8 protein-coding genes are annotated in these 7,411 nt (G+C 33.4%); 1 reads left to right on the plus strand and 7 read right to left on the minus strand.

Annotated elements, in window-relative coordinates:
• Positions 1-11 precede the first annotated feature (11 nt).
• The 7 genes from rpiB to ON15_RS04400 all read right to left on the minus strand — a co-directional run bounded on the left by rpiB (position 12) and on the right by ON15_RS04400 (position 6,194).
• The gene (gene rpiB / locus ON15_RS04370; RefSeq protein WP_010580260.1) at positions 12-491 is read right to left on the minus strand and encodes a ribose 5-phosphate isomerase B; all 480 of its coding nucleotides are present in this window, start codon (positions 489-491) and stop codon (positions 12-14) included.
• Positions 492-505: 14 nt separating this feature from the next.
• The gene (rpe, locus tag ON15_RS04375; protein WP_010580261.1) at positions 506-1,162 is read right to left on the minus strand and encodes a ribulose-phosphate 3-epimerase; all 657 of its coding nucleotides are present in this window, start codon (positions 1,160-1,162) and stop codon (positions 506-508) included.
• A 63-nt stretch (positions 1,163-1,225) separates the two neighbouring features.
• Entirely contained in the window at positions 1,226-1,948 is a 723-nt protein-coding gene (locus ON15_RS04380) for a transaldolase (RefSeq protein WP_010580262.1), read from the minus strand.
• 14 nt (positions 1,949-1,962) lie between these two features.
• Positions 1,963-3,966, minus strand: a complete 2,004-nt coding sequence (tkt, locus tag ON15_RS04385; protein WP_010580263.1) for a transketolase — start codon at positions 3,964-3,966, stop codon at positions 1,963-1,965.
• A gap of 104 nt (positions 3,967-4,070) precedes the next feature.
• A complete protein-coding gene (locus ON15_RS04390) occupies positions 4,071-5,435 on the minus strand; it encodes a PTS ascorbate transporter subunit IIC (protein ID WP_010580264.1) in 1,365 nt (454 codons plus the stop codon).
• Between the two features lie 14 nt (positions 5,436-5,449).
• Positions 5,450-5,743 carry a PTS sugar transporter subunit IIB gene (locus tag ON15_RS04395; protein WP_026049483.1) on the minus strand — a complete coding sequence of 98 codons (294 nt, stop codon included), beginning with the start codon at positions 5,741-5,743 and terminating at the stop codon, positions 5,450-5,452.
• A complete protein-coding gene (locus ON15_RS04400; protein ID WP_010580266.1) occupies positions 5,661-6,194 on the minus strand; it encodes a PTS sugar transporter subunit IIA in 534 nt (177 codons plus the stop codon). The genes ON15_RS04395 and ON15_RS04400 overlap by 83 nt, the downstream gene beginning before the upstream one ends.
• Positions 6,195-6,293: 99 nt before the next feature.
• Between ON15_RS04400 and ON15_RS04405 the strand changes: the two genes are divergently transcribed.
• The coding region (locus ON15_RS04405) for a BglG family transcription antiterminator (protein ID WP_010580267.1) at positions 6,294-7,411 on the plus strand (1,118 nt) is incomplete at its 3' end.

Genomic DNA, 7,411 nt, shown 5'->3' on the forward strand with positions numbered 1-7,411 from the left:
GACTTTTTTACCTAATTAAGATTTGCAATTTGATCAAATCTTTCTTCGTTTCTCTCATCAAGAGCAGAAATTTCATCAATTCTTCTTTGATGTCTTCCTCCCTCAAATTCTGTAGTTAACCACTTTTTGACAATTTCTTTAGCTTGGTCTATATTTAAAATTCTCGCTCCCAGCGCCAAAACATTTGCATTATTATGTTTTCTTGAATACTCAGCACCATATAGATTAGTTACACAAGCAGCTCGTACACCCGGCACCTTATTAGCAGCAATCGAAATTCCTATCCCTGTTCCACAAATTGCAATACCTAAATTGCTTTTTTCTTTAACTACAGCCTCACCAACTTTTTTCCCGTAAATTGGATAATCCGTACTTTCCGTTGAAAATGTTCCTAGATCCGTCACTTGATATTCCAGACTCTTGACATAAGGAATTAATTCTTTTTTTAAAGGAAAACCAGCATGGTCTGAACCAAAAACAATCTTTTTCATAGTTCAAATTCCCCCTAATTTAATACTCTTAATTTATTAATTTGTTCTGTAATATTTCTTGCAGAAAAAATGTAAGAACCAGCAACCAAAATATTTGCCCCTGCATCTAAACATGATTTCCCAGTTTTATCATTGATTCCACCATCAACTTCAATATCAAAATCATAATTAAAGCGTTTTTTCAGTTGAGTAAGTTCTACAATTTTGTCAGTCATTTCAAAAATGAACTTTTGTCCCCCGAATCCTGGATTGACAGTCATTATTAAAACTTGGTCAACTAATGGTAATAACCATAAAATAGCTTGAAGAGATGTTCCAGGATTAACAGCAATTCCTACCTTCTTCCCTAGTTCTTTAATTTGCTGCAGCACTCGATGAATATGTGGTGTGCTTTCCACATGAACAGTTATTAAGTCTGCACCGCTATTGGCAAAAAAACTAACCCATTTTTCTGGATCTTTAACCATTAAATGACAATCCAAAAAAAGATTTGTTGACTCATCTAACTGTTTAACAAATTCTGGTGTAAAAGCTAAATTGGGGACAAAATTACCATCCATAATATCAACGTGAACTCTTTTAATTTGCTCATTTAGTAATATATTCAAATCATGTTTGACATTCAGCAAATTAGCACTTAGTAAAGATGGTTCAATTATCAAATTTTTCATTCCCTTCTAATTAAAACTAGCCTAAATAGCAAATATTACTACTTAGGCTAGTTTTACAATATATTAAAGAATCTTCAAACCTGAAGCTTTAATATCTTTTTCAAAACCTAAAACTGTATCAAGTGATACCTTTTCAGCTGATTTGCCAACATTAGCTAACTTTTTAATAATTGTTGGCGGTACAGTAATAATATCAACACCTAATTCTTGTGCTTGGAAGATATTTATCACTTCACGAGTGCTTGCCCATAATAATTGAGCCTCTGGATGATCCTTTGTTGCAGCCACACTTTCTTTAACAAATTCTGTAGGATCAGTGCCTGTATCAGCTACACGACCTACAAAAATTGAAACAATGTTCTTTGTTCCAGGAGCAAATGAAGCCACTGCTTCTTTTACTTGATCAATCGTTGCAATTGCAGTTACATTAATAGAAACACCTTTTTCAGACAAATATTTGATAATCGATGCTGTACTTTTTCCCTCAGTTGTAATAATTGGAATCTTAACATAAACGTTTTTCCCTAAAGAATGAAGCAGTTCCGCTTCTTTCAGCATTGTATCATGATCATTGCTAAACACTTCAAATGAAATTGAATAATCAGGAAACTCCTTAACAACTTCCTTGGCAAAAGTCAAATAATCCTTGACCCCCGCTTTCTTCATTAAAGAAGGATTAGTTGTAAAGCCTGAAAGAAAATCATTTTTAGCAGCTTCTCGCATATCCCTGATATCTGCTCCATCGGAATAAATTTTAATTTTAAAGTCTAATTTATTATTTGCCATTATAAAGCCTCCATTTATTTAACAAATGTTTTTTTGTACTGATCAACAACGTTTTCTACATTAAATCCGTAATGTTTAGTGATCAATGGGCCATTGCCGCTAGCTCCAAATTTATTAATACCAATAGTTACTCCATTTCTGCCAACATAACGTTCCCAGCCAAGCGTTGCCCCCATTTCAATAGACATCCGGTTTGAAACACTATTTGGCAAAACTTTTTCTTTATATTCATTGGTTTGTTTTTCAAACAATTCGAATGAAGGCATTGAAACAATTGATACATCAATTCCATCATTCAATAATTGTTTTTGAGCTTCATAAGCAAGGCTTACTTCTGATCCTGTTGCAATTAAAATTCCGTCAGGAACATTCTTTTTCGCTGGTGATAAAATGTACGCTCCTCGTTTAACTCCTTCATCAGCTAATTTATCTGTTTTAGGCAATACAGGTAATGCTTGTCGTGTTAAGACTAAAACTGTAGGAGTCATATCAGCATTTAAAGCAACTTGCCATGCAGCAATAACTTCATTAGCATCAGCTGGTCGAATTACATTTACATTTGGCATAGCCCGTAAACTCATTAATTGTTCAATTGGCTCATGCGTTGGCCCATCTTCACCAACAGCGATTGAATCATGAGTGAATACATAAGTTACTGGTAAATGTTGTAATGCAGACAATCGTAAAGCTCCACGAAGATAATCTGAGAAAACGAAGAAGGTACTACCATAAATTCGTGTACCACCGTGCAAAGCAATTCCATTGATTGCTGCAGCTTGACCAAATTCCCGTACTCCAAACCAAATATTACGTCCCTTTGGATTGGCTGGTTCAAATGCCTTCGTATCATCAGCGTTTGTTTTATTAGATGAAAATAAATCTGCCGATCCACCCCAGAAGGCTGGATTATATTTAGAAATCGCTGAAATTACTTTGTGCCCAGTTACCCTGCTGGCTTCTGCAGAAGTTCCTTCATGATAATTTGAAACTTCCTTGATCCAACTGAAATCAACTTTTTCTGTTAATCCAGCTTTAAATTGACCTGCCAGGCTTGGGTACTCATGTTCATAAGACTTGAAATTATCTTTCCAATCTTCATAACTTTTTTTACCTTTTTCAATTATTAATTCATGGAATCGTTCATATACTTCATTAGGAATTTCAAACGGTTGATAATTCCAACCATACGCTTTACGTGTAGCTGCAACATTACTTTCTCCTAATGGTGCACCGTGAACTTTGTTTGTGCCTTGATCTGGTGAACCGTATCCAATTATAGTTTTCACTTCAATAATCGTTGGACGTTGGTCTTCTTGCTTTGCTTCTGACAAAGCTTTATCAATCTCATCCAAATCGTTACCGTCTTGAACACGTAGATATTGCCAACCATATCCTTCAAAACGTTGCTTTGCATCATCATCAAATGCCATTTTTGTCGGGCCATCCAACGAAATATCATTTGAATCATAAAGTACAATTAATTTGCCAAGTTTCAAATGGCCTGCCAAACTAGCAGCTTCATGGGAAATTCCCTCCATTAAATCTCCATCACCCACAATACTGTAGGTATAGTGATTGACAATTTCTAGATCAGACTGATTATAAATAGCTTCAAGATGTTTCTCAGCCATTGCCATACCAACTGCCATACCTAAGCCTTGTCCCAGTGGCCCAGTAGTTGCTTCAACTCCATCTGTATGTCCAACTTCAGGATGTCCAGGAGTTAAACTATTTTCCTGTCTAAATTGTTTTAAATCATCGATTGAAACTTGATATCCTGCCATATGCAACAAGCTATACAACATCGCTGAACCATGTCCAGCCGATAAAATAAAGCGATCTCGATCAAACCATTTAGACTGTTTTGGATATATCTTCAGATGACGTGACCATAAAACATATGCCATTGGCGCAGCATCCATTGGCAACCCTGGATGACCAGAATTTGCTTTTTCAATCGCATCGAAACTAAGCATTCGAATTGCATTCACGCATAACTTATCTTGTTCATTAAACACATTGCTGCCTCCTCAACTTATAAATTTCCCAAAAAAGGGCTTACATAGATTATAATAATCCTCAAGCATTAAAAGTCAACCTTTTATTTTTTGGAACGTACCAATTATTTGCTCGCAGTTATCTTTTTATTTTTACTAAACACTGTTCCCAAAAGAATAACTGCTACAAAGAAGATCAAAATTCCAGCAACTAAGGCAATTGTACCCATGCTTCCTAAGTTCCCCAAAAGAATGCCTGGAATTAAATAATCAGTATCTGCAAAAGTTGATGCTGCCAATTTAAGGTTACCCAAAACTGGTAAAATAAAAATTGGTAGCCAACTAATTAATAATCCATTGACAGCTGATCCTAAAATAGCACCTCTTCTACCACCAGTAGAATTACCATAAATTCCTGCTGCAGCACCGCAGAAGAAATGACCAACAACCCCTGGAATAATAACTGTTGTTTTTAATGCAATCATAGCAAACATACTTAATGTACCAACAATAAAACTAGTGAAAAAGCCTATTAAAACTGCATTAGGTGCATATGGAAAGATGATAGGCACATCCAAAGCCGGTTTTGAATTAGGAACAATTTTATTAGCAATTCCTTGAAAGGCTGGTACAATTTCTCCTAAAATCATCCGTACACCTTGTAAAACTACGACAAATCCAGCTGCAAAAGTTCCAGCCTCAACTAAGGAGTACACTAAATAATTAGTTCCTGAACTTAGTTTATTTTCAACAAAGGTTGGTCCCGAAATGATAGCAATAACTATATAAACAATCGACATTAAAAGAGTAATTGATACTGTAGAATCTCTTAAAAAGCCAAAACTCTTTGGAATATTTAAATCCTCAGTTTTTTTTGAATTATCACCAAATAACTTTCCAATAAGTCCAGAAGTAGCATATCCAATATTGCCTGTATGACCCATGGCAACATTATCACCACCAGTAATTTTTCTCATAAAAGGTTGACATAAGGCTGGAGTAACCGTTAAAAGCGTACCTTCAAAAATTCCGCCCAAAATAATGGTTGTCCAACCTGTCCCAAGTCCGGCACTAATTAAAACTACTGCTGTTAAGCATGACATATAAAGCATAGCTTGACCCGTCAAGAATATATATTTAAATTTGGTAATTCTTGCCAACAAAACATTTATCATCATACCAACAAACATTATAAGAGCTGTAATTGATCCATATTTAACCAATGCAATTGCAACAACGGCTTCATTGCTTGGAACAACACCATGAACATGAAGTGCAAACTTAAACATTTTAGCAAATGGATCTAAAGAGTCTTGCAAAATTCCTGATCCACCTATTAAAACTAAAAAACCAACTGCAGTTTTTATTGTTCCTTGAATTACGGTAGTTAAAGATTTTTTTTGAAGCATGAGACCAATCATCGCTATCAGACCAACTAAAATTGCTGGTTGAGTAACAATTGAAACGAATAAATTCAACAAAGCTTTCACAAAAATCACGCTCCTTATTTATGATCAATATTATTTTTATCTAAGATTTCATTCAATTTCTGCTGAGTTTCATTTTTATCAATCAAACTATTCAGTTTAACTATTTTATTCTGTTGAATGTTTCCTAAAGCATCAGCTAAAGTTGCTTCCACAAAGAAATAATCTGCTGCATCCGATGAAACGCTTCCAACATCAGCATGATCAACTGAAATATCTGAGACTGACTCATCTTGCAAAATTTGTTGAATATTCATTTGAACCATAAAGCTGCTTCCTAAACCACTTTGACAAACTGCTAAAATTTTCATCTTTTTTCCTCCTCAAGTTTAATCCTGCTAATAATTGTTCTTTTGAATTTGCATTCAAAAGATAGGAAATTTTTTCATTATCCGTCAACAAATTCATTAAATCTCTAATTAAACTCAAATGGCTTTTATTATCTGTTGCTGATAATACAAACCATAAGTTAATTGGATGATCCTTACTTAACAAATTAATTGTGTAATTTGTTTTTAAAAATGAAAGTGAAATCTTATTTGCTCCACATTCCGGCCTAGCATGTGCCATTGCTATTTTGGAACCAATATTTATATACGGTCCCTGATTTTCAACATTTTCTATCATACTTGTAATATATTCTGTTTCAATGGCCCCTTCTTTTAGCAATGGCTGAGCTGCTAGTTTAATTGCTTGCCTCCAATCTAAATCTTTATCATTTGATATTTGGACAGTGTTTTCATTTAACAATTTCTCTAACAATTCATTCCCTCCTTTCGACTATAAGACTAGCAATTTACAAAAACGCTTACAAGTGCAATAATTGCACTTAGAATGTGCAATCTTTTTGGGAGGTAAAAAATGTTAAATTTATTTAGAATTAAACATAGTGAGGAACTACTCAAATTGTTAATTGAAGGGCAATATATTAGTGTTAATGAATTTGAGAATGAATTAAATCTTTCCAGAAGAAGTGTTTTTTATCTAATCAAGAAAATAAATCAAGCTTTAGAAAATCAGGATATTGATCCTATACAAAATTTTTCAAAAGTAGGTTACTTTTTAACATCAACTGCTAAGAAAAAGTTACTTGAAATTTTTAAAAATTCTGCCTTTAATAATAATCTTGATAAGGTTCAGCGATCTAACTTAATTTGTTGGTTATTAATTAATAATTCACAATTTAGCACCGTTGCTCTTGCAAAAAGATTGAATGTTTCTAAAAATACCGTGCTCGACGACATTAATCTTGCTAGAAGATTGCTTTCAACAAAGGGGCTTCAAATAAGTCAAACCTCTAAGGGAAAAAGTATTTCTGGAAGTGAATTAACAAAACGACTTTGGGTATTGGAACAATTAAGCAATCCAAATTCAGCTATATATAGTCAACTGAATATCAAAGCTGAGGAAGCTTTAGAAATTACTTATCAAATACATTCTTTAGAAAAAACGACCAAAAATTACTTTACTGATGATGCGGTATCGATCCTTAGCTATTTTTTAGTTTGGTTATTAAAAAGGCTTCAAAATAAAAATAATCAGCTACCCTATAATTCAAATCTATCTCATAAGGAATTTAACTCACTAAAATGGTCAAATGAACTTTTAAAAAAATATAACATTGACAATTATAATGAATCATACTTTATTTCTAATGTAGTAAATACCAGCCAGTTTTTTAAAATTAATTTTGAAAACTCAGTTGTTAAAAACATTCTTCCTATCTCATATAAAATAATTGAGAAGTTCAATCTTATATCTAGCTCACAAATTAATTCTTATAGATTTGCACACGCTTTAACAACACATTTAGTTTCGACCTTTTATCGAGCAAAATTTAAAGTACCATTTCATAACAAAAATTTGCATAAAATTGTTTCATCATATAGTGAATTATTTTCTTTTACTAAATATGCAATTACACCGTTTGAGAATTTTATTCATGAAAGCTTAACTAATGATGAAGTATCATTAATCGC

The sequence above is a fragment of the Liquorilactobacillus vini DSM 20605 genome, from assembly GCF_000255495.1.
Lineage (GTDB): Bacteria > Bacillota > Bacilli > Lactobacillales > Lactobacillaceae > Liquorilactobacillus > Liquorilactobacillus vini.